Annotated in this window: 22 protein-coding genes; 3 read left to right on the forward strand and 19 right to left on the reverse strand. The window is 55.9% G+C overall.

Annotation, left to right across the window (positions count from 1 at the left end; genetic code table 11):
• Window positions 1-34: 34 nt before the first annotated feature.
• The 9 genes from RZ517_RS17340 to RZ517_RS17380 all read right to left on the reverse strand — a co-directional run bounded on the left by RZ517_RS17340 (window position 35) and on the right by RZ517_RS17380 (window position 9,699).
• A complete protein-coding gene (locus RZ517_RS17340) occupies window positions 35-1,210 on the reverse strand; it encodes an NAD(P)/FAD-dependent oxidoreductase (RefSeq protein WP_338549372.1) in 1,176 nt (391 codons plus the stop codon).
• 31 nt (window positions 1,211-1,241) lie between these two features.
• Window positions 1,242-2,381, reverse strand: a complete 1,140-nt coding sequence (locus tag RZ517_RS17345; protein WP_338549373.1) for a pyridoxal phosphate-dependent aminotransferase — start codon at window positions 2,379-2,381, stop codon at window positions 1,242-1,244.
• 12 nt (window positions 2,382-2,393) lie between these two features.
• Window positions 2,394-2,738 carry a DUF2794 domain-containing protein gene (locus RZ517_RS17350; RefSeq protein ID WP_338549374.1) on the reverse strand — a complete coding sequence of 115 codons (345 nt, stop codon included), beginning with the start codon at window positions 2,736-2,738 and terminating at the stop codon, window positions 2,394-2,396.
• 41 nt (window positions 2,739-2,779) lie between these two features.
• A complete protein-coding gene (locus RZ517_RS17355; protein ID WP_338549375.1) occupies window positions 2,780-3,514 on the reverse strand; it encodes an SDR family oxidoreductase in 735 nt (244 codons plus the stop codon).
• Window positions 3,511-5,034 carry an ATP-dependent DNA helicase gene (locus tag RZ517_RS17360; protein WP_338549376.1) on the reverse strand — a complete coding sequence of 508 codons (1,524 nt, stop codon included), beginning with the start codon at window positions 5,032-5,034 and terminating at the stop codon, window positions 3,511-3,513. Before RZ517_RS17360 ends, RZ517_RS17355 begins: the two co-directional genes overlap by 4 nt.
• Before the next feature lie 47 nt (window positions 5,035-5,081).
• Window positions 5,082-5,717, reverse strand: a complete 636-nt coding sequence (locus RZ517_RS17365) for an acyl-homoserine-lactone synthase (protein ID WP_338549377.1) — start codon at window positions 5,715-5,717, stop codon at window positions 5,082-5,084.
• Between the two features lie 92 nt (window positions 5,718-5,809).
• Window positions 5,810-6,535: a helix-turn-helix transcriptional regulator gene (locus tag RZ517_RS17370; protein WP_338549378.1), complete on the reverse strand. Its 726-nt coding sequence runs from the start codon at window positions 6,533-6,535 to the stop codon at window positions 5,810-5,812.
• Between the two features lie 361 nt (window positions 6,536-6,896).
• Complete coding sequence (gene ccrA / locus RZ517_RS17375) at window positions 6,897-8,186, reverse strand: crotonyl-CoA carboxylase/reductase (RefSeq protein ID WP_317056699.1); 1,290 nt, start codon at window positions 8,184-8,186, stop codon at window positions 6,897-6,899.
• Between the two features lie 154 nt (window positions 8,187-8,340).
• Complete coding sequence (locus tag RZ517_RS17380) at window positions 8,341-9,699, reverse strand: 1-acyl-sn-glycerol-3-phosphate acyltransferase (RefSeq protein WP_338549379.1); 1,359 nt, start codon at window positions 9,697-9,699, stop codon at window positions 8,341-8,343.
• 217 nt (window positions 9,700-9,916) lie between these two features.
• Here RZ517_RS17380 and RZ517_RS17385 point away from each other — a divergent pair, with 217 nt between their 5' ends.
• Window positions 9,917-11,884: a protein meaA gene (locus tag RZ517_RS17385; RefSeq protein ID WP_338549380.1), complete on the forward strand. Its 1,968-nt coding sequence runs from the start codon at window positions 9,917-9,919 to the stop codon at window positions 11,882-11,884.
• A gap of 6 nt (window positions 11,885-11,890) precedes the next feature.
• Here RZ517_RS17385 and RZ517_RS17390 read toward each other — a convergent pair whose 3' ends face one another.
• Window positions 11,891-12,400 (reverse strand): DUF4168 domain-containing protein, encoded by a 510-nt coding sequence (locus RZ517_RS17390; RefSeq protein ID WP_338549381.1) that lies wholly within the window; start codon window positions 12,398-12,400, stop codon window positions 11,891-11,893.
• A gap of 150 nt (window positions 12,401-12,550) precedes the next feature.
• Here RZ517_RS17390 and RZ517_RS17395 point away from each other — a divergent pair, with 150 nt between their 5' ends.
• Entirely contained in the window at window positions 12,551-12,991 is a 441-nt protein-coding gene (locus tag RZ517_RS17395; RefSeq protein WP_338549382.1) for a GNAT family N-acetyltransferase, read from the forward strand.
• A 6-nt stretch (window positions 12,992-12,997) separates the two neighbouring features.
• Here RZ517_RS17395 and RZ517_RS17400 read toward each other — a convergent pair whose 3' ends face one another.
• A complete protein-coding gene (locus RZ517_RS17400) occupies window positions 12,998-14,218 on the reverse strand; it encodes a phenylacetate--CoA ligase family protein (protein WP_338549383.1) in 1,221 nt (406 codons plus the stop codon).
• A 127-nt stretch (window positions 14,219-14,345) separates the two neighbouring features.
• Here RZ517_RS17400 and RZ517_RS17405 point away from each other — a divergent pair, with 127 nt between their 5' ends.
• Entirely contained in the window at window positions 14,346-15,194 is an 849-nt protein-coding gene (locus tag RZ517_RS17405) for a hypothetical protein (RefSeq protein ID WP_338549384.1), read from the forward strand.
• Window positions 15,195-15,196: 2 nt separating this feature from the next.
• On the opposite strand, the gene RZ517_RS17410 is transcribed toward RZ517_RS17405, so the two are convergent.
• The 8 genes from RZ517_RS17410 to RZ517_RS17445 all read right to left on the reverse strand — a co-directional run bounded on the left by RZ517_RS17410 (window position 15,197) and on the right by RZ517_RS17445 (window position 21,455).
• Entirely contained in the window at window positions 15,197-15,511 is a 315-nt protein-coding gene (locus RZ517_RS17410) for a DUF6958 family protein (protein ID WP_338549385.1), read from the reverse strand.
• Window positions 15,499-16,323: an ABC transporter ATP-binding protein gene (locus tag RZ517_RS17415; protein WP_338549386.1), complete on the reverse strand. Its 825-nt coding sequence runs from the start codon at window positions 16,321-16,323 to the stop codon at window positions 15,499-15,501. Before RZ517_RS17415 ends, RZ517_RS17410 begins: the two co-directional genes overlap by 13 nt.
• Before the next feature lie 107 nt (window positions 16,324-16,430).
• Window positions 16,431-17,711, reverse strand: a complete 1,281-nt coding sequence (locus RZ517_RS17420; protein WP_317056691.1) for an ABC transporter substrate-binding protein — start codon at window positions 17,709-17,711, stop codon at window positions 16,431-16,433.
• A 95-nt stretch (window positions 17,712-17,806) separates the two neighbouring features.
• Window positions 17,807-18,883 carry a branched-chain amino acid ABC transporter permease gene (locus tag RZ517_RS17425; protein ID WP_338549387.1) on the reverse strand — a complete coding sequence of 359 codons (1,077 nt, stop codon included), beginning with the start codon at window positions 18,881-18,883 and terminating at the stop codon, window positions 17,807-17,809.
• On the reverse strand, window positions 18,880-19,137 hold the full coding sequence (locus RZ517_RS17430; protein WP_338549388.1) for a hypothetical protein: 258 nt from the start codon (window positions 19,135-19,137) through the stop codon (window positions 18,880-18,882). The genes RZ517_RS17425 and RZ517_RS17430 overlap by 4 nt, the downstream gene beginning before the upstream one ends.
• A gap of 2 nt (window positions 19,138-19,139) precedes the next feature.
• On the reverse strand, window positions 19,140-20,129 hold the full coding sequence (locus RZ517_RS17435) for a branched-chain amino acid ABC transporter permease (RefSeq protein ID WP_317056688.1): 990 nt from the start codon (window positions 20,127-20,129) through the stop codon (window positions 19,140-19,142).
• 29 nt (window positions 20,130-20,158) lie between these two features.
• The gene (locus RZ517_RS17440) at window positions 20,159-20,644 is read right to left on the reverse strand and encodes a hypothetical protein (protein ID WP_338549389.1); all 486 of its coding nucleotides are present in this window, start codon (window positions 20,642-20,644) and stop codon (window positions 20,159-20,161) included.
• Entirely contained in the window at window positions 20,637-21,455 is an 819-nt protein-coding gene (locus RZ517_RS17445; RefSeq protein ID WP_338549390.1) for an ABC transporter ATP-binding protein, read from the reverse strand. The genes RZ517_RS17440 and RZ517_RS17445 overlap by 8 nt, the downstream gene beginning before the upstream one ends.
• Between the last annotated feature and the right edge of the window lie 8 nt (window positions 21,456-21,463).

A 21,463-nucleotide genomic window follows, 5' to 3' on the forward strand; every position in this document is an offset into this window, starting at 1 on the left:
GCAAGTTGAAAGACTTGCGGCCCTTTTCTTTGCATCAGTTGTCGCGCGCACGCTGTGCAATGTCAGTACCCGCTGCCACGGCGGATGACCACGCCCATTGGAAATTGTAACCGCCCAGCCACCCGGTGACATCCACGGCCTCACCAATGGCAAACAGGCCAGGCACAGCCTTGACCTCCATCGTTTTCGACGACAACGCATTGGTATCTATACCGCCTGCTGTCACTTCGGCCTTGGCATATCCCTCCGTACCCGTGGGTTGAAATTCCAACCGAGTCAAACGCTCTGCCACCGCCATCAGGTCGCTGTCTGGCACATTGGCCAGTTCCTTGGTGATCCCGAAAACCTCGTGCAATGCATCGGCCAAACGCTTTGGCAAATGCTCGGCCAAGGCCGCTTTCAGGTGTGCGCGAGGCATCCGGCGCTTGGCCTCTTTCAAATGGGTCTGCGCATCTTTGAGGATGTTGATCCAAATGGGCTGACCCTCGGACCAGTAGGACGAAATCTGCAGGATCGCAGGACCTGACAAACCGCGATGCGTGAACAAAGACGCCTCTTCGAAGATCACCCCCGCAACCCCCGCTACAGAGGGAACAGCAACACCGGCGATGTCCTTGAAGGCCTGATCTTCTTCGCCCAGCGTGAACGGCACCAGTGCTGGGCGCGGTGTCACAATCGGCACGTCAAACTGCGCCGCGATATCATAGGCGACGCCCGTCGCCCCCATCTTGGGAATGGATGGCCCACCTGTGGCAATCACCAGATTGCGCGCAACCTCACCTGCCACGTGAAACGCCCCGTCGCGATGCGCGATCTCGCCAATCGAGGTGGACAACCGAACGTCTACCTGACCCTTGGCGCATTCATCCAGCAGCATCGCGACCACCTGCCGCGCGGAGCCATCGCAGAAAAGCTGCCCCAGGGTCTTCTCGTGCCAGGCAATGCCATGTTTCTCGATCAGCGCCAGAAAATCCCACTGGGTGAACCGGCTCAGTGCGGATTTGGCAAAATGCGGGTTTTCAGACAGAAAACAACTGGCCTCGCAGCCCGTATTGGTAAAGTTGCACCGCCCGCCGCCGGAAATCAGGATCTTCTTGCCCGGCTTGTCAGCGTGGTCAAGCAACAGAACCTTTGCGCCAGCCTGACCCGCCGCTGCCGCCGCCAAAAGCCCGGCACCGCCCGCCCCCAATATGATCGCATCCCATGTCATGTGATCTCTTCAAGCCGAAGCAGGCAAGATGTCAATGTGCCGAATTCTGCATGATATGGGCCTCCAACGCGGCCAGACCTTCATCCAGACCCTTGCGGCCAAGCCCAAGCCGAAAACGGTCTGTGGGCGTTGGCCCCAGATCAGACCTGTAGATGGTACTTGGCAAGAACAGGACCCCGGCCTCTTCCACGAGTGACTGCGCAAAACGCTCTACGCCGTCCGCCCCCTTGTAGCGAGGGAAAGCCATGCAGGACCCATCAGGCCGCTGCCAGTCAAAAAGGTCCGGATAGCGCGCAAAAAACGCCTCCCATTTCGGCAGGTTCTCGTCGACAATGGCGCAGTTGCGCGCCAGAATCTTGTCGCGGTTCCTTAGTGCAATCCGGGCAAGCTGCTCACTCGGCCCGGAATTGCAGATGGACAGATAGTGCTTCATCCGCTCCATCTTGGACAGAACCTCTGTGTCCTGACAGGCAATCCAGCCGATGCGCAGCCCTGGCAAACCATATGACTTGGACATCACCCCAAGCGACAAACCGCGCTCATAAACATCTGCCGTAAACGGCAGGTGCTGAGCGGTGCTGGGCCCTAGCCCGTGGAAAATCTCGTCGTGCAGAATGTAGATGCCATGTTTGCGGCATAGTTCAATCAACGCCTGATACCTGTCCAAAGGCAGGATCTTACCCGTGGGATTGTGCGGGAAATTGATGGTCAATAGCCGCGTATTGGGTCGGATGGAATCCGCCACTCTGTCGATATCAAGCGACCAGTCGTCATCAGGATCAAGCGGCACGCCCGTGGCCTCGCAGATCGCCAACGGCAGGGATTCATGCGACTGGTAATTGGGCGTCACCACAATCGCATGGCTATCCTTATCCAGGATCACATTGTTGGCTGCGAAAATCCCTTCGCTGGCCCCGGCAAAGCAAAGCACATTTTCACGCTTCTGAGCGGCATAGGTCTCTGCAATTGCGTCACGCAGTTCCGGCGCGCCATATGTCTCGGTATACCCCAGCCACATGGTCTCGAACACCTCGCGATCCTCGGCACACGCCATATCCAGAAGGGCGCTCATCGACATGCTTTCGGCGTCGGACGCCGTCAAATGGTGCCGCGCTTTGAACTCCCATTTGTTGAAATGCACTTCCAGCCGGAAGTCGGGCAGCGTTGTCATGAAAGTCTCACTTTAGTCGATGGCGCGGATGAGCTTTCGCTCTAACACCCGCAATACGGTGCGCAGATCAGACCCACGTTTCAGGATCTGACCATCCATGCCGATCACCGCATATTGCCCCTGCCGACCACGCAGTTTGGGGCGCTTTTCGATCCGGTAAAGCGGATGCTCTGCCGTGCGCCGAAAAACCGAGAATACCGCCACATCCCTAAGCGATGAGATGCCGTAATCCCGCCACTCGCCCGCAGCTACCATACGCCCGTAAACGGACAGAATCACCGAAAGCTCTGTTCTATGAAAGGCAACCTGCTCTGGTCCCTTGAAGTTCGAAAAAGGAACGGGTGTCTGAACGGTCATGCCATCAGCCTTGCTGCAAACCTTGGCTAAATCAAGCGAATTCAACCACGCCCGATATAGGGCATGGTGGTGGCCAGAACGGTCATGAACTGCACATTCGCCTCCAAAGGCAAGCTGGCCATGTGCAAAACCGAGCGCGCCGCATCGCCAACATCCATCATCGGCATAAGCGTGGCATCGGGGTTTTCCGCCAATATGCGCGCATTCAGATCCTCGACCAACTCAGTCTTGGCATTGCCGATATCAATCTGACCGCACGCGATATTGAAGGGCCGTCCATCAAGAGAAATGGATCGTGTCATACCAGTCACGGCATGTTTTGAGGTTGTATAACAGATCGAACCGGGACGCGGGTTGTGTGCCGAGAGCGAGCCGTTGTTGATGATCCGCCCGCCTTGGGGATCCTGCGCGCGCATCTGTGCAAACGCGAGTTTGGCGGTGATGAACATGCCCCGCACATTGACATTGATGACTTGATCAAAGGCATCAAGGCTCACCTCATCCGGAGAGGTGGAAGGCCCAAACATCCCGGCGTTGTTGAACACGGCATCAATCCGACCAGCCGAGGCGACAAAAGTCGTGAAAACATCCTGCATTGCAGCCATATCGGTCACATCCGCAGGCAGAGCGATAGCCGCCTTATGGGATGACGTGATCTCATCCAGCTTCTCCGCGCGCCGCGCCACACATCCCACACGCCATCCTGCCCTAAGAAATTCTTCTGCTGTTGCGCGCCCAATGCCGGAGCTGGCCCCGGTGATCAGAATGCTCTTCATGTCTCGACCTCCAATTCCAACGGCACGGGCGCTGCTTTCAAATCATCCACACGCAAACTGCCTGTAGGTTTGGCAATTCGGTTGCGCACCACCCAATACAGCCGCTCTTCTGCCCGCGTGATCGCCACATAGGCCAACCGCTTCCAAAGCGGCTGACCGGCTTCAGTCCTGCCCATGCGCGCAGCCGCAAATAGGTCAGGCGCAAAAACCTGTACATCAGGCCACTGACTGCCTTGCGCCTTGTGTATGGTGACCGCCGCACCATGCAGGAAAGTTGCTCCCATTCGGGCGGCGAATGGGATGAACGGCTCTTCCTCGTCGGGCTTTTCGATTTTCACGATCGAGGCAGCCGAAACCCTTGGGTCTTCGGCACCCATCACATGCAGTCGCGAAAACCCTGGCTTGCGCCCCGGTCCAAGATAGATCACCTGCGCCCCTTTGATCAGACCGCGCGCTTCAAGATCGAGCCGCTTCTTACGGTGTTTGAGCGGCAGTTCAATCCCATCGCAAATCAGCGGCTCACCTTCCAAAAGCTCGGTCTCCGGCGCACCATGTACCGACCGAAATGCATTGATCAGGCGAATGCGCGTCGCATTGCGCCAGACCAACACCGGACTGCGGGCCATGAGGTCAACCTCTACCCTGTTCGCCCAGACGACGCGATCATCGTTGTCGGCTGTCGTCTCAACCAAACGCTCAAACTCTTCGAACCCAACTTCAGGATCAGACAAGGCATGCGCCAAATCCAAGATCGGATTGTCTGCGTCCTGCCTGTGCACCCGGCTCAGGCTCAGCGTAGCCGGAGCAGGCAACCCGTCAAAAACCATCGCACCGGATTGGTTCACTGGCGCAAGCTGCGCGGGGTCCCCAAAAAGCAATAGGGTTGGAAAGATGTCCTTGAGGTCGTCGAACTGCTTGTCATCCAGCATCGAGGCCTCATCAATAAACCCAATATCAAGAGGATCTTCGCGCCGCTTCCATCCGGTGATGAAATCCGACCCGCGCAGCCCCGCCGCCGCCAGCGCACCGGGTATGGACTTGTGGCTTTGGAAAAACGTATGCGCGCGATCCAACGCCTCGACAGTCAAGCCTTCGATCTCGGGCCGCTCTCCTTGCCCCGAGAGCCAGGCGGCAATGCGTTCATACTCCGGGTCGTAAACCGGCGTATAGAGGATGCGATGAATGGTCGTGGCGGGAACACCGCGCATGCGCAACACGCTGGCGGCTTTGTTGGTTGGGGCCAGTATCGCCAATGTGCGACGGTCCTTGCGCCGACGCCCTTCCCAATCTCCCGAAACAACATCAACCCCCGCCTCTTCCAGCGCGCGATAGAGCTCGGCAAGCAACAAGGTCTTGCCAGATCCTGCCTTGCCCACAACCGCCATAACCGAGGATTTTCCCTCTCGTGGTGGGGTCAGGATCGCATCGTCCAGATCCACGCCCACCTCGCGCAGAACCTCTGAAATGCGATCATGCGCTTCGGCCTGGTCATCGGATAATACGGGGGCAACGGTCGACATGCGCCGACCCTACAACCGCCTCTGTCCAGGTGCCAGCGAAAGCCGCTTCAAGCGGATTGCGCAAATGCGATTTCAGCATTACCAAAACTGCGCCTGAACCAAAGTTCAGATAGCTCTGACGTCACGTTGGCTCGCTTAGCCACCTGAGCCCGTGCCTCTTTGGTAAACTCCCAAAGCCCGACGCTGATTTGGTCGCGCCCCTCGCCATCACTGCCAAGTATTTCTGGTGACGATCCGATCATCCGGTAAATCCGCACCATCCGCGCATCGAATACCCCGGCAAAATGGCGCACTCCAAAGTGACGCATCAACTCTCCGCCCCCCAGCATGAGCGCCGCGGCAACACGGCTTTCGGCACCGCGCGCGAGGCAAAACCGCGTGCATTCCCAGATCAGAGGGCTTTCGACGGTGCCACCACCCAGGAGATGCTGAAAGTGATCGTTGATCATTGTCTGACCAGTGGTGGGCAAAAAGCGCATTGATCCGCCATGCCGCCCATCTGACCCTTCCCAAATCACATAAAGCGGATTGAGCGTGTCGTAATGGTCATGCTCATACCCGTTTGCATCCACTTCGACCTCCCAGCCGAGGCGAGACTTGAACTGATCGGCCCTGTCCCGAAACATTCCTTCTCGAAGCCTCGGAAACCGATTCAATTCATCGGCGTATAAGTAGCGCAGCATGTTGGTCCTCCCATGTTGGTTGAACCAAGCTTTGGAAGGAAGGACTTAACAGCTTACGCAACCACCGTGCGTTGCGCAGACACAAACGTGGATCAAATCACGATCAAACCCTGGCTAATCGCCCGAGCAATCGCGTGCACCGTGTTTGTAGCACCCAGTTTGAAACGAGCCGACTCGATGTAGACGCGCAAGGTGTGTTCAGAGATCGACATGGTATCGGCCACTTGAGCACGACCATACCCCAACGCCAGAAGCGTCAGCGCCTCAACCTCACGCGGGCTTAACTGTCGCGCTGGCGCAGGCGCGCGATCCGGCTCGAACTCCAGCGCTTTTTGGTTGAAGTAATTCGCACAGAGGATCAGCTCCCGGCGATGTCTTTCGGTGAAGTTGTCCCAGGTTTCATCATCGCATCGATGGTTCACTGTGAAGAGCGCAAATTGCCCATTGGGTCCGCGCAGAGGCACCGAATACCCCTGATTTCCTAGGCCAAATTCCAACGCTTCCTTCAAAAACGCCTGGGTGTGTTTGCCTGACCAATCTAGACGCTTCCAGTCAACAGGGTGAAATCTCTGATAGCACCCTTTGATCACTGGATCGACGCGCAGATATTCCTTTTCAAGATACCGTTCGACCCACGCAGGATCATATGTGCCACAGCCATATTGATCACCCGCTGCACTCACCCAATGATACACCAGATGATCAATGCGAAAGAGATCGCGCAGGTGTTCGCTGATCACCTGCAGATGCGATGGTTCAGAGGCGCGTTCCAGCTCCTCCAGTATCGTGTCCAGCCGCCTGGGCGGTTCTGCATTCATTCCCCGTTAACCCTTCCCCTGTCGACGTCAGAGACGACGCCGCGACCAGACGCGTATCATCAAGATGCTCGGCCAGAGTGGTTAAGCCATTCTGATGCGCGAAGGTCCTCAAATCAGTTAATACGTCGAGAATCCATTCATTCTGCATCTTAAACATCCCTTAACGGTGGTTAATGAAAGGTTAATCAACCTTAGCATGTTCACATTTTTAGGCGAACTCACGAATTTTCCTTCCCCAGAAATAGCGAGTTTGGTGAAGAAATCGCTTAGTTTTGCTGAATTTCAGCGAAATTCGTTAACAAAAGCCCGCGACGTTACACAACATCGCGGGCTGATTCGATAAAACTTTAGGCAGTGGTGCTTAAGATTTACCCGCCTCAAGCACTTCTTCCACAGTCCGCAACCCGGTGCGCGGCGCTTGCACCAACACCGCCATGTTTCCGGGCTTATGCTCATTGCGCATCATCTTCATATGCGCGTCAGGAATTTCTTCCCACGGGAACACTTCGGACATACATGGATCAATCCGGCGCTCAATCACCAGCTGGTTCGCTGCAGAGGCTTGCGCCAGATGGGCAAAGTGAGAACCTTGCAATCGCTTCTGATGCATCCACATGTAGCGCACATCGAAAGTGCAATTAAATCCGGTGGTGCCTGCACAAATGACGACCATTCCACCCTTTTTGCACACCAGCGTGGAAATCGGGAAAGTCGCTTCGCCGGGGTGTTCAAACACCATATCGACATTGTTGCCCTTGCCCGTGATATCCCAGATCGCTTTGCCGAACTTGCGCGCTTCGGTGAACCACTCTTTGTATTCTGGCGAATTCACTTTGGGCAGCTGACCCCAACAGTTGAAGTCCTTGCGGTTAATGACACCCTTGGCACCCAGACTCATGACAAACTCACGCTTGTCCTCGTCCGAAATCACACCGATTGCGTTGGCACCTACAGTGTTCGCCAACTGGATCGCAAATGACCCCAGACCACCAGACGCACCCCATACCAACACGTTCTGGCCTGGTTTGAGCTCATGCGGATGATGACCAAAGATCATGCGATAAGCCGTCGCCAGCGTGAGCGTATAGCACGCGCTTTCTTCCCAGCTCAGGTGCTTGGGACGACGCATCAACTGTTGCGCTTGCACGTTGGTAAACTGCGCGAACGAGCCATCTGGCGTCTCATAACCCCAGATCCGCTGGGTCGGGCTGAACATCGGGTCGCCGCCGTTACAATGCGTGTCACTGCCATCGTCCTGATTGCAGTGAATCACAACCTCATCGCCCACTTTCCAGTTCTTAACGCGGTCACCAACGGCCCAGACCACGCCTGAGGCATCCGAGCCTGCAATGTGATAGTCGGCCCCGTGGCCGTCAAACGGACTGATGGGTTCCCCAAGACCAGCCCACACACCGTTGTAGTTCACGCCAGCTGCCATCACGAGAACCAGCACTTCGTGGCTTTCAAGCTTGGGGACATCCACTACTTCGACTTTGAAGGACTTGTCCGGCTCCCCATGGCGCTCACGGCGAATAGCCCAGGCGTACATCTGCTTGGGCACGTAGCCCAGTGGGGGCAGCTCGCCCAATTCGTAAAGGTCTTTTTCCGGCGCCTCGTAAGGCGCGATGCCGGTGTCCGTATCCAAAGCCATAATTGGCCTCCCTAGCAAAATAATTGCCGCAATGCAGAATCGCGGTGATCAAAGGAGAAATATCGCTCGTCGCGCAACAATGCAATGCTTAGAATGTGGTTTTTGAAACTTTATAACCCTGCAATTGCAGAAAATCTGGACGAACGGTGCTGCACTAGCGAAACAACTGTGTGATCGAATTTGCATAGTAAGACAAAATCGCGCGTTTTGCCTCAACGGCCATGTAGCCATCCGGCCCATCTTTGATCAGGTTGCGCTTCAATAAATTTCGTGTGCCAACCTCTACCGCATAGTCCAGATCGTCACGCGGTACATGAACATGCGCCTGTGAGAGCTGCTCGGTTAACTCTACTGTACGCGCACAAAGCGCGTCCCGGGTCATCGGCCCACCGGCAGTCGTTAAAGCATAAGCAATCAGCGGCACCGGCAGCACGGGAACTTCCTCACCAATCCGCTGCATCAAAACCTCGCCCAGCGCTTCTACCGGCGCGTCGGGGTGCTTCTTTTGAAACTCCGACAAGCTTACAGGCGCACCGAAGCTAGCTGCGGCGTAACCGTGACGGTGATATCGCCGCGTGATCCAGAGCCAGAATTGTTTAAGGATAAAGCCCGCCACCACACTAATCTTGGCCCCGAACCGCCGATGCCCCGCCTGTCCAGCCTCGACAAGGATCTTGTCTTCAAACACCCGGTCATAGTTGACCGCCACAGGAACAAACACCACGTCACGCTCAAAATCAGAGCGCTCTTCAATGATATACTTCAAAATACCAAGCTTGGGTTCAGCCAGTGCCCCGTCCAGACTAAGCCCACCTTCGGGGAACACCGCTTGTGTCACGCCACCATCAGTGGCCAAACCAACATAGCGAGACAACACGCGACGATAGAGAGAGTCGCGTGACTTGCGACGAATGAAATAGGCACCCATCGCCTTGATCAGCCGGCTGAGCGGCCAGACCCGCGCCCACTCGCCCACGGCATAGCTGAGTGCGGAACGCTCGGCGGCCAGCCAAGTGACCAGCACGTAATCCATGTTGGACCGATGGTTCATCACAAAGATCACAGTGGCATCGCGATCAATATTGCCAAGTTCCTTGTCGTGAAACCGCCCCATCCGCACGCGATAGAGCGCAAGGCTCAGTGCCTTAGCCGCACGAATGGCCACACTGAAATAGGCGGTGGCAGAAAAGCTGGGCACAATCTCTCGCGCATACCTGCGCGCTTTCTCGAATGCGACGTTTTCCGGCACGTTGTTCTTACGCGCATATTCGGCAATCGCCACGCTGACTTCAGGGTCGTAAATCAAACGCTGGATCATGTCGTAACGCCGCGCCAGCTTGAACGGCTCAATCGGGCGTTCCAGTCGCGTATTAAGTTTGGCCACCGCCTTTTGCATCCGTCGTCGGAAAAACCATCGCACGGATGGGAAGAGAAAATGGGACGCAAAGGTGACCGCCGCAAAAAGCAGGATCAGGATCAAAAGCCAAAGGGGAAGTTCTACTACTGTCGTCATTGCGTCGACATTGACAGCCTTGCGTCACACCCTCAATGCAAAATCACCTGCGAAAATGGGCTTTCCAGAGGCGACTGGCATGAATCACTCACTGTCCCCACATGCAGGACAAAGCCATCTGTAATGCCGCAACGCAGCGAATTGACAGCGTCATATAATTCCGGATAAATTGCCGCTGTTGTAACAAAATTACGCAATTTGATTCACGAGGCCGCCTATGTCGCAGACGCAGAAAGATCGTCCCTGGTTGATCCGAACCTACGCGGGTCATTCCACGGCCAAGGCCTCAAACGCGCTTTATCGTGGCAACCTCGCCAAAGGTCAGACCGGCCTGTCAGTGGCCTTCGATCTGCCGACGCAAACTGGCTATGACAGCGACCATGTTCTTGCGCGTGGGGAAGTGGGCAAGGTGGGCGTGCCCGTCTGCCATCTGGGCGACATGCGCACGCTCTTTGAAGACATCCCGCTTGAGCAGATGAACACCTCCATGACCATCAACGCCACAGCACCCTGGCTTCTGGCGCTCTACGTGGCCGTGGCCGAGGAACAAGGTGCTGATGTCTCGAAACTACAAGGCACCGTACAAAATGATCTGATCAAAGAGTATCTGTCCCGCGGCACATATATTTGCCCGCCAAAACCCTCGCTCAAAATGATCGGGGATGTGGCCGAGTACTGCTACACAAACATCCCGAAATGGAACCCGATGAACGTGTGTTCCTACCATCTGCAAGAGGCAGGCGCGACACCGGAACAAGAGCTGGCTTTTGCGCTGGCCACCGCGCAGGCTGTGCTGGATGAGTTGAAACCACGCGTCCCGGCCGAAGATTTCCCGGCACTGGCAGGACGCATTTCGTTTTTTGTGAACGCAGGAATCCGCTTTGTCACAGAGATGTGCAAGATGCGCGCCTTCGTCGACCTTTGGGACGAAATTCTTGAAACACGCTACGGCGTTGACAACCCAAAATTCCGCCGCTTCCGTTATGGGGTTCAGGTCAACTCGCTTGGCCTGACCGAGCAGCAGCCAGAAAACAACGTTTATCGCATCCTGATTGAGATGCTAGCCGTGACACTCTCCAAGAAGGCCCGTGCGCGCGCCGTACAGCTTCCTGCCTGGAACGAAGCCCTAGGCCTGCCACGCCCCTGGGATCAGCAATGGTCGATGCGCATGCAACAGATCCTGGCCTATGAAACCGATCTTCTGGAATTTGACGACCTGTTCGACGGCAACCCTGCTGTGGATCGAAAGGTGGAAGAACTAAAGAACGGTGCACGCCACGAGCTTGAAACGCTGGGCAGCATGGGGGGCGCGATCGGCGCGATTGAATATATGAAATCCCGTTTGGTGGATAGCAACGCCGACCGGCTTGGACGGATCGAAGCCGGCGAAACTACTGTCGTGGGTGTAAACCAGTGGACCACCACCGAGCCTAGCCCACTCCAAACCGAAGATGGTGGCATCATGGTGGTCGATCCTGCCGTTGAGGCCGAACAGATTGCGCGTTTGAACGCCTGGCGTTCAGATCGTGATGCAAATGCCGTAAAAGAAGCTCTGGCAGAGCTGCGGGAGGCATCGCAGTCCGGTGCCAATGTCATGCCTGCGTCCATTAAAGCGGCCAAGGCAGGGGTGACCACTGGTGAATGGGCAGAGCAAATGCGTCAGACCCATGGTCAGTATCGCGGCCCCACCGGCGTGTCTGGTAGCCCGTCGAACAAGACCGAAGGGCTGGATGACATTCGAGATGCGGTAAACGCTGTTAGTGACCGTTTGGGACGCCGCCTGAAATTCCTGATGGGCAAGCCGGGATTGGACGGCCACTCCAACGGTGCCGAGCAAATCGCCTTCCGCGCACGCGATTGCGGCATGGACATCTCCTATGAAGGCATTCGCCTGACGCCCGAGGAAATCGTGGCTGCGGCCATCGAAGATCAGGCACATGTGGTAGGCCTATCGATTCTGTCCGGCTCTCACATGCCATTGGTCGAAGACCTGTTAGACCGGATGCGTGCATCAGGATTGGGCGATGTCCCTTTGATCGTCGGCGGCATCATCCCGGACGAAGACGCTCAGCGCCTGCTCGAAATGGGCGTTGCACGCGTCTACACGCCCAAGGATTTTGAACTCAACACCATTATGATGGACATCGTAGCGCTCGCCGAACCTAAGTCCGTCGCTGCAGAATAAGTCGGCCTATTCCGCAGGCTCGGGTTCCGGTTCAGAAAACTGGAGCCGTTCCTTGGGTTTGTTCTCGGACCGAATTTCCTCAATGCGCGCCAGAATGCGTTTGTTCAAGACATCGTCAGCTTGCGACGCCTGATCGATCGCCACGAATTCTTCTGGCGTGATATTTGGGGCGGCACTGATCGCTTTTACGATGTCTTTATTTGCGGTTTCGACAAGAAAGTTGCGTTTGTCTTCGTCAGGTTCTTCTTGCATCAACTTTGTGTAATGCGCTCCGACCTGGCCCACCATGGACACCGCCTGAATGAACGAGTCGATTTTTGCATCGTCAATTGTGTCGTTGCTAAACCCCTCTGCCGGCTCAATTTGCGAAAGCGTCCGCCCATCATTCGCATCTGCTGCAGAGGACTCAGCCTCAGCTGCTTCTGACGCTTCGGCCTCTGCCTCTTGCGCAAAACTGGCCATAGATGTGCTCAAAAGAAGTGCCACCGCCAGGCTTGCCACGATTTGGTTTTTCATTTTTTGCTCTCCTCAAAAGGACAACGCCTTTCACCCAGACATGGCGCGTGCGCAGATTTTATGCAACTGTCTCGGCGGATTGATGCTGGAAAAACAGCAAAACTAAGGGCATTTTCCCGACAGACCACTACCCTTCCACGGACCCGGCCCATGAGCATTGAAATTCGCCCCCTCGCCCAAACCGACAAAGCAGACTGGTGCCGCCTTTGGACGGCGTATCTGGAATTCTACGAGTCAAGCGTATCGGATGAGGTCTACGATACTACATTCGCACGACTTTTGTCTGAGGATCACCCAACCCAAAACGGCTTGTTAGCGGTTGCATCTGGAAACCCGGTTGGCCTTGTTCACTTCATCTACCACCCGCACAACTGGCGCGTAGAGGATGTGTGCTACCTGCAAGACCTCTACGCCGACCCCGATATGCGCGGCAAAGGTGTCGGTCGCAGACTCATCGAAGCTGTCTACGAAACTGCAGACGCACGCGGCTGCCCCTCCGTCTATTGGCTCACACAAGATTTCAACGCCGAGGCCCGCAAACTCTACGACCGCATCGGAACCCTGACGCCGTTCATAAAATACAGCCGCTAGCCCGCCTCAATCGTAGCTGCGCAAATCCTCGATCACTTTGCCATCATTCGGCAGGCTGCCACGTGCCACTATCTCAATCCGCCCCTTGAGCTTGAGCGTATCCACGACGGCATCTGCAAAATTTTCAGGCGATGCACCATCAGCTTCGATTTTGACGGTCATCACATCCGCCTCACCTTCACGGCTGGCAATCACCCGAGCACGCGCAATCGCATCATGCCGAGAGACCAGCGCCGCAACCTGCTCGGGCCGCACAAACATACCCTTGATCTTGGTCGTCTGATCGGCGCGCCCCATCCACCCTTTGATCCGCAGATTGGTCCGGCCACAGGGGCTTTCTCCCTCCATCACAGCGCTTAAATCACCCGTCGCGAAGCGAATTAGCGGGTAGTCAGGGTTAAGTGTTGTCACTACAACCTCACCCACCTCACCAGGGACCACCGGATCTCCGGTGCCAGGCGTGACAATCTCAACGATCACACCCTCATCCACGATAAGACCCTCTTGCGCGGTGCTCTCGTAGGCGATGTTGCCCAAATCGGCGGTGGCGTAGCATTGCAGACATGCGATCCCTCGATCCGCGTAATCCTGCCGCAAAGATGGAAAGAGCGCCCCGCCGCCAACCGCCGCCTTGGTGATCTGTAACGTCAGATTCAATTCATCCGCCTTGTCGAGAATGACCTTGAGGTAATCGGGCGTGCCGGCATAGGCTGTCACACCCACATCATGTGCCGCTTGCGCCTGAAGCTCCGTTTGCCCCGTGCCCGCTGGCAAAACCGCCGCGCCCACCGCGCGCCCACCATTCTCAAAGATCATGCCCGCAGGCGTCAGGTGGTAGCCAAAACAATTCTGCACGATGTCGCCGCGCCCTATCCCGCAGGCATGGAGAAACCGCCCCATGCGCCACCAATCATGCCCAGTGCCGCCCGGTTCATAGATCGGACCTGGACTTTGGAAGATATGCGCAAAGTCCGAAGGAGCCTGCGCCGTCAATCCACCAAATGGCCGAACCGCCGCTTGCGCCTGCGTCAGATGAGACTTTCTCAGAACCGGAAGCTGCGCCAACGCTTCAACAGAGGTGATCGAACCAGCTTCAATCTCACTCAATGTCTCGCCATACCCGGCAAGTCCCTGAGCACGCAGAATTTGCTCCGGCAATGCGCGGGCAATGGCCGACGCACGCGCCTCGGGTTTACGGATTTCCAATTCGTCGAAATACTCAGACATATTCAAAACCTTTGCTCGCTGCACCCGCGACAGCTTGCCCGATTGTTATTTTTGTCTGGCTCAGGCATGTACTGCATACATTTGTATACATTTCACACTGATCAGACATTGCGAAAGCGAATGACCCATGACGGACACTGACACGGCCACCCGCATTGACATCCAGGACATGAACCGCCGCATCGTCTTTCACGACGATATTCAGGTGATGGAAGCGGATTTCTCCAACTTTCATTTTGACAGCAGCGCGGTTGTGAACGCCTTCTACGACCGGCTCGAAGCGCGTATTGCCGACACGGGTGAAGAGCTGTGGTTCTTCATGGTCAACCTCAACAACACCCGTATCGACCCTGCCGCCTGGACGGCCTATTCGCGTCGCGGTCGCGCGCTGAACTTCGCGCACTCGATGGGGTCGGTGCGTTTTGACGCCTCTGATGAGACGCGGCAACAGATCATTCGTGCCGCCAATACCGAAGCCTTTGATCCCAATCTTTTCAGCGACCGCGACGCGGCCCTTGCACGTCTCGCCGAACAGCCCAGCAAACGTCGCGAAAAAATCGTGCACGACCCGAACTACGTTCTGGCCGATTTTGTTCGCCGGATTTCTTTTGACGAAGAGGCCACGATCATGGACGTGGACTTTTCGCATTTCACGTTTCACCACAGCCGCGATGTGGATGACTTTTACGACTACATCGAAGAGCGCATCATAGAGAGCGACAAGCGGTGGTTTTTCCTGGTGAACCTCAACGGCTGTCAGATCCTGCCGGCAGCCTGGGTGCAATACGCCTTGCGCGGCAAGCGTTTGAACAAAGCCGGGTCTCTGGGATCTGTTCGGTACGCTGCCGGGTCGGAAACCGAAGAAGACATCCGCCTGCGCGCCGAAAGCGCGGGTTTTCGCCCCAACATCCGCAACACCCGCGAAGAGGCGCTGGAGCTCATCGAAGAGATGCGGGCGGAGCTGACAGGCGGCTGACATCAGGCAACCTCGCACAAGCGAATGACCTGCAGTGTTTGACCGGGCACGCGTTCGACTTCACCCCTAACTTCAAGCTCCAGTTTGACCGTCGTCACATGCCATCCGAGCGAACCCAGCCGGCTCAGCTCGTCCGCAGGTATCTTTTCGCCAACGGCATCTTTTAGCTCCGAAAAGCGTATTTTGCGTTCACCGAGCACGCTCAAAATGGCTTTGCGCACAGCATCAAATTTCCACGCGGGAATATTCGTCACGCCATCCCGGCCTTCCGCCGGAGTTCTACAGGCAACACGCGCCTCCGCCATCAGCTCAGCCACCTTTTGCGCCGCCGATAACTGCGCACATCGCGAAAGGATTTGCGCCCCTCATCCGACATACCAAGGTAGAACTCCTTCACATCCGGGTTCTCCCGTAATTCCTTGGCGGGACCGTCCATAACCACACGGCCACTCTCAAGAATGTAGCCATATTGCGCAAAGCGCAGCGCCACGTTTGTGTTCTGCTCGGCCAGAAGGAACGTCGCGCCCTCCTTCTCATTGAGCGACTTCACAATGTTGAAAATCTCTTCCACCAGCTGCGGCGCAAGCCCCATGCTGGGTTCATCCAAAAGGATCGTCTCGGGCCGCGACATCAACGCGCGTCCAATGGCGCACATCTGCTGTTCCCCGCCGGACGTATAACCCGCCTGGCTTTTACGTCGCTCTTTCAGGCGCGGGAAATACGTGTAGACCTTCTCCAGATCAGCATCGATCTCGCCCCGACTTGAGCCGCGCGTATACGCCCCGGTCAGTAGGTTCTCTTCCACGGTCAAATGTTCAAAACAATGACGCCCCTCCATCACCTGAATAACGCCCATCTTCACAAGATCAGAAGGCAGCAGGTCTTGTACGCGTTCTCCACGATAGGTGATCGACCCTTTGGTGACTTCGCCACGTTCTGACTTAAGCAGGTTGGAGATAGCCTTGAGCGTGGTTGTCTTGCCCGCACCATTGCCTCCCAAAAGCGCGGTGATCCCGCCCTTTGGCACATTCAGGCTCACACCCTTCAAAACGAGGATCACGTGGTTATAGATCACCTCGATATTGTTGACTTCCAATAGCGTTTCTTGCGTTTTCGCCGCGTCCAGCATGGGTCGTCATCTCCTGCAAAGGGCTCTGCGCCTCTGCTTCTTTCTTGTCAAAAATACCCAAATTCTCCCGGCCGCCACGAAACGCCGCGGCCGGAAGAAAGATCGCATCAGCAGCCCGCTTCGATGCCGTTCTCAGCAGCAAACGCCGCAGAGTCCTCGGCCACAAGAGGCTGAATCACATCCTGATCAGACTGGTAGTACTCAGTGATCAGCTTGAACTCACCCGCAGCTGCGTCCCATTGCGACACGGCACCAAAGCCGTTGCCACCGTGGTTCTGACAACTGACCTTGAATTCCGGACCAAAGTTCGGCAGGCCCAGACCCGCCATCTTGGCTTCGGTGATTTCCAGATTCTCCATGCCATCGCGCATCTGCTGGCTTGTGATGTCGGCTGTGCCGTGCATTTCTTGTGCTGTCTTGATCGCCTCAGCAGCCAACATCGCAGCATACATACCCCGGTTGTAAAGCACCGTGCCAACCTGATCTCCTGCACCGGCAGCGTTACCTGCATCTACGACATATTTCTGGATATCCGCATAAATCGGATAGTCGGAGCCCAGATTGTGAAAGGTCAGCGCCTTGTAGCCATTGGCCTTTTCACCCGCCGCTTTCACGTCGTTCTCAGACCCGGACCACCAGATACCAATGAAATTCTCCATTGGGAAACGGATGTTCACCGCTTCTTGAATGGCCACCTGGTTCATAACGCCCCAGCCCCACATCAGCACATAGTCAGGCTTTTGCTGACGCACTTGCAGCCATTGTGACTTCTGCTCCTGCCCGGGGTGATCGACCGGCAACAGCATCAACTCATAGCCATGCTTTTCGGCCAGACCTTCCAACGTCCGGATCGGCTCCTTGCCATAGGCGGAGTTGTGGTAGACCAACGCAACTTTCTTGCCGTCCAAGCTTCCACCGTTTTGCTCAACCAAATGGGTGATCGCCAGCGACGCGCCATCCCAGTAATTCGCAGGATAGTTGAAGACATACTTGAAGACTTCGCCGTTCTTAGCCGACGTCCGTCCATAGCCCATGGTGTGAAGCGGGATGCCATCTGCAGTAGCTTTGGGGATTAGCTGATAGGTGATGCCGGTTGAAAGAGGCTGGTACACCAGCGCGCCTTCACCCTTGGTTGCCTCATAGCATTCAACACCTTTCTCTGTGTTGTAGCCTGTTTCGCATTCCACAACACGCACAGCCTCGCCACCAATGCCACCATCGCGTTCATTGAGAAGCGTGAAGTAGTCCTGATACCCATCCGAGAACGGAATGCCGTTCGCAGCGTAAGGCCCGGTACGATAGCTCGTGTCGACGATGACAAGGTCGGCCAGCGCCGGGCTTGCCGCCATCATAGTCGCCGCAATCGCGGTCAGTAGTTTCTGTTTCATCGGTTTATATCCTCCCTTGGTTTATCCGATGTCTTTTTCATGAGCACTCACGCGCCCAACTCTTAGTGCAGGTAAAGCCCTGCACAGGCCCTGCCCTAATGCGGGAAAGGCCATAGTCTCAGTTTCTCTTTCGCCACGCGCCAAAGCTGCGCCAGCCCATGCGGCTCGAGGATCAGGAAGATAATGATCATCGCCCCGACGATCATGAATTGCATATGCTCGACCAAATCGGTGGGCCACCCCAGGCCACCGACCAGAACGTTCTTCAAAAAGACAGGCAACAGCACAAGGAAAGCCGCTCCGGCAAAACTGCCAAAGATCGACCCCAGCCCACCGATGATCACCATAAAGAGGACAAGGAACGATTTGCTGATGCCAAACACCTCGCCCACCTCCACGGCGCCAAGGTAGACCGCGAAAAACAAGGCCCCGGACAGACCGACAAAAAACCCGGACACTGCAAAGGCCGACAATTTGGCTCTGAGCGGGTTCACACCAATGATTTCGGCGGCGATGTCCATGTCACGAATGGCCATCCATTGCCGCCCTTGCATGCCCCGCGTCATGTTCCGAGCAACGAGTGCGCAGACCACGGTGAACACCAAACAGAACAAATACGCCGCCCAAGGCGCGGTTTCGGCCCCCGTCACCGGCACCCCAAAAACTGTTCGCTCCGGTGCATTGATCTGTCCTGAGGCCGAGTAATTGTAGAACCAGCCAATTCGGTTGAACATCCAGACCAGAAAGAACTGTGCAGCCAAGGTGGCAACCGCCAGGTAAAATCCTTTGATCCGCAAGCTCGGCAACCCGAACAACACGCAGACAAAGGCCGTGATCCCGCCCGACAGAATGATGTGGAAAAAGATATTCACATCCGGAAAGGCCGTCATCAGCTTGTAACAGGCATAGGCCCCCACAGCCATAAACCCGCCTGTGCCAAGACTGACCTGGCCACAATAACCCACCAGAATATTCAGCCCGATGGCCGCAATCGAATAAATCAGGAAAGGCAGGAAGACGGCATTTACCCAATAGTCATTGATCACAAAGGGCACGACCGCAAAGGCCAGAACCAAAAGAACATAATACCGGTAGCGGTCAAATTTGATTGGAAAGGTTTGGCTATCCTGCTGGTAGGTCGTCGAAAAGTCACCGGACTCACGGTAAATCATGAGATGCCCTCCTCAGACAGGTCATCATGCTCGCGTTTGACCGCGCGATTGGGCACCCGTGCATAGCCTGTATTTTCCGAATGGCGAATGAGCCAGAAATAGGCAAGCATCCCAACTCCCCCGCCCATCGCGGCCAGAACTGTGGCGGTGACCATCTGGCCGGTATTGTCCACGCCGGCAGTAAAAGCGAGATACCCAAAGGCCCAGAACCCTGACCAGGCGATGACATTTGCTATGGCAATGACTTTCTGCATGATCACACCCTCTCGATAATCTTTTCGCCAAAAAGACCCTGCGGTCGGAAACACAGAAAGATAAGCGCCAAGACATAGGCAAACCAATTCTGTGTTGCACCGCCCAGATATGGCTGGCCAATCGCAAATTCGAAAAGTTGCTCACCCACACCAATGATCAATCCGCCGACGATTGCACCCGGTATCGATGTGAACCCTCCCAGCATCAAAACCGGAAGAGCCTTCAAGGCAATCAGTGACAACGAAAATTGTACGCCCGACTTTGTGCCCCACATCATTCCGGCGACCAGCGCGACAAACCCCGCCAGCGACCAGACCATCACCCAGATGAAGTTCAGGCTGATCCCAACCGAAAGAGCCGCCTGATGGTCATCAGCCACCGCGCGCATGGCTCGACCTTGCTTGGAGCGCTGTGCAAATACGATCAATGAGAACACGAGAACCGCAGCGACCAACGTCGCAACGATATCGAGGTTGTCTATAAAAAACCCGTAGTCGAAGATTTGGAACGTCGCTTCGTCAATCGCGGCATTTATCCCTTGTGGAAGCCCGACATCCAGCGCCTTAATGTCAGAGAACCACATGATGAGCGCAAACCCGTCCATAAAATAAGCCAGACCGATCGTCGCCATGAACAAAATGATGGGTTCCTGGTTCACCAGGTGCTTGAAGATCACGACGTTGACCACCCAGGCAAACCCGACCATCACCAGAACAGTGAGCAAAATCGCAGCAAGGGCGGGAACGTGCCAGCCGAAGTGATGAATGTTGGTTCCAAAGATGGTGTTGATCAGATGTGCAAAAGGCACCAAGCCTTCCATAATTCCAACCAACGTCATGGCCGCAAACAGCGCCATGATCCCCTGAGCGTAATTGAATATGCCCGACGCTTTATAGATGAGCACGAACCCAAGCGCCACGAGCGCGTAAAGCACTCCAGCCATCAGGCCGTTGAGGAAAACCTCCATTCCGAAAATCAGCTGATCAGGCATGTCTTGAGCTCTCCGGTTTTGTTTTCGTCTCAGCTTTCAAGGTCAGTCTCCACCACGGCATAGTAGGTTCGGGCCGCGCCCGTTTCTGTCCGCACCATCAGGCGCGGTTCAATCCAGTCCTGACTGATAAGCCAACCGTCTTCGCCGGGCGCGTATCTCCCCGAAGCAAGCTGTTCCACCATCCAGTCATGAGCCGCTTGGGACTCTTCCTTGCCGGCAAATTCAACCGCGCACGCGCGCTCGCCGAGTGAGGGGGCCGCGTCCAGCACCAGAAGATATCCATCATCCGTAGGCCCATAGACGCGACGCGCCTCGTGCATCTGGTCAATGGGTTGCGGTTCAAGCCCTGTCACGATTTCAAAGGCGAGGTGTTCGTAAGGGTCCAAACAGCGGTCTACGAACTCATCCCAGGCATCGGCCTGCGCAGCCACGGGCAAAGCGCAGGAAAAGGCCAGCGCGCACCGACGCAATACCGACGTGATACCGACGTGATACCGACGTGCCAAATCAGTCATGCGCGACCCCCAGATAGGCATCAATCACCGCCTGATTGTTGCGCACCTCATCCGGCGACCCGTCGCCAATCTTCTGGCCATAATCCATCACCACAACCCGGTCTGATAGATCCATGACCACGCCCATGTCATGCTCGATCAGAACAATGGTTGTGCCGAACTCATCATTCACATCCAGGACGAACCGAGACATGTCTTCCTTCTCTTCGACATTCATACCCGCCATGGGTTCATCCAGAAGCAAAATGGATGGCTCAGCCGCGAGCGCACGGGCCAGTTCCACGCGTTTTTTGAGCCCATAAGGAAGGCGCCCAACAGGTGTCTTTCGGATGTGTTGAATTTCCAGGAAGTCTATGATTTTCTCGACAAATTCGCGATTTTCCGTCTCTTCCTGCTCAGCCTTACCTTTCCAGATCGCCTGCGCAAACAAACCCGCTTTCATCTGCCGGATACGGCCCGTCATCACGTTGTCGAGAACTGTCATGCCTTCGAACAGGGCGATGTTTTGAAACGTGCGGGCGATGCCTTGCTGCGCCACTTCAAAGGGCTTCATAGGCGGGCGCTTTTGCCCCTGATACCAGACCTCGCCCTCCTGCGGATGGTAAAAGCCCGAGATGACATTGAGCATCGAAGACTTGCCCGCCCCGTTCGGCCCGATGATGGCTCGAATTTCGCCTTCGCGAATATCAAAAGAAATGTCCTTGATCGCCACAACCCCGCCAAAGCGCAGCGTTATGTTCTTCATCTCCATCACCACCCCACCGATCTTGCGACCGTCTTCTGTGGTGTAGCCTTCGGTTGCGTCAAGCATCGTCAACC

It is taken from the genome of Roseovarius sp. S88, from assembly GCF_037023735.1.
GTDB lineage: Bacteria > Pseudomonadota > Alphaproteobacteria > Rhodobacterales > Rhodobacteraceae > Roseovarius > Roseovarius phycicola.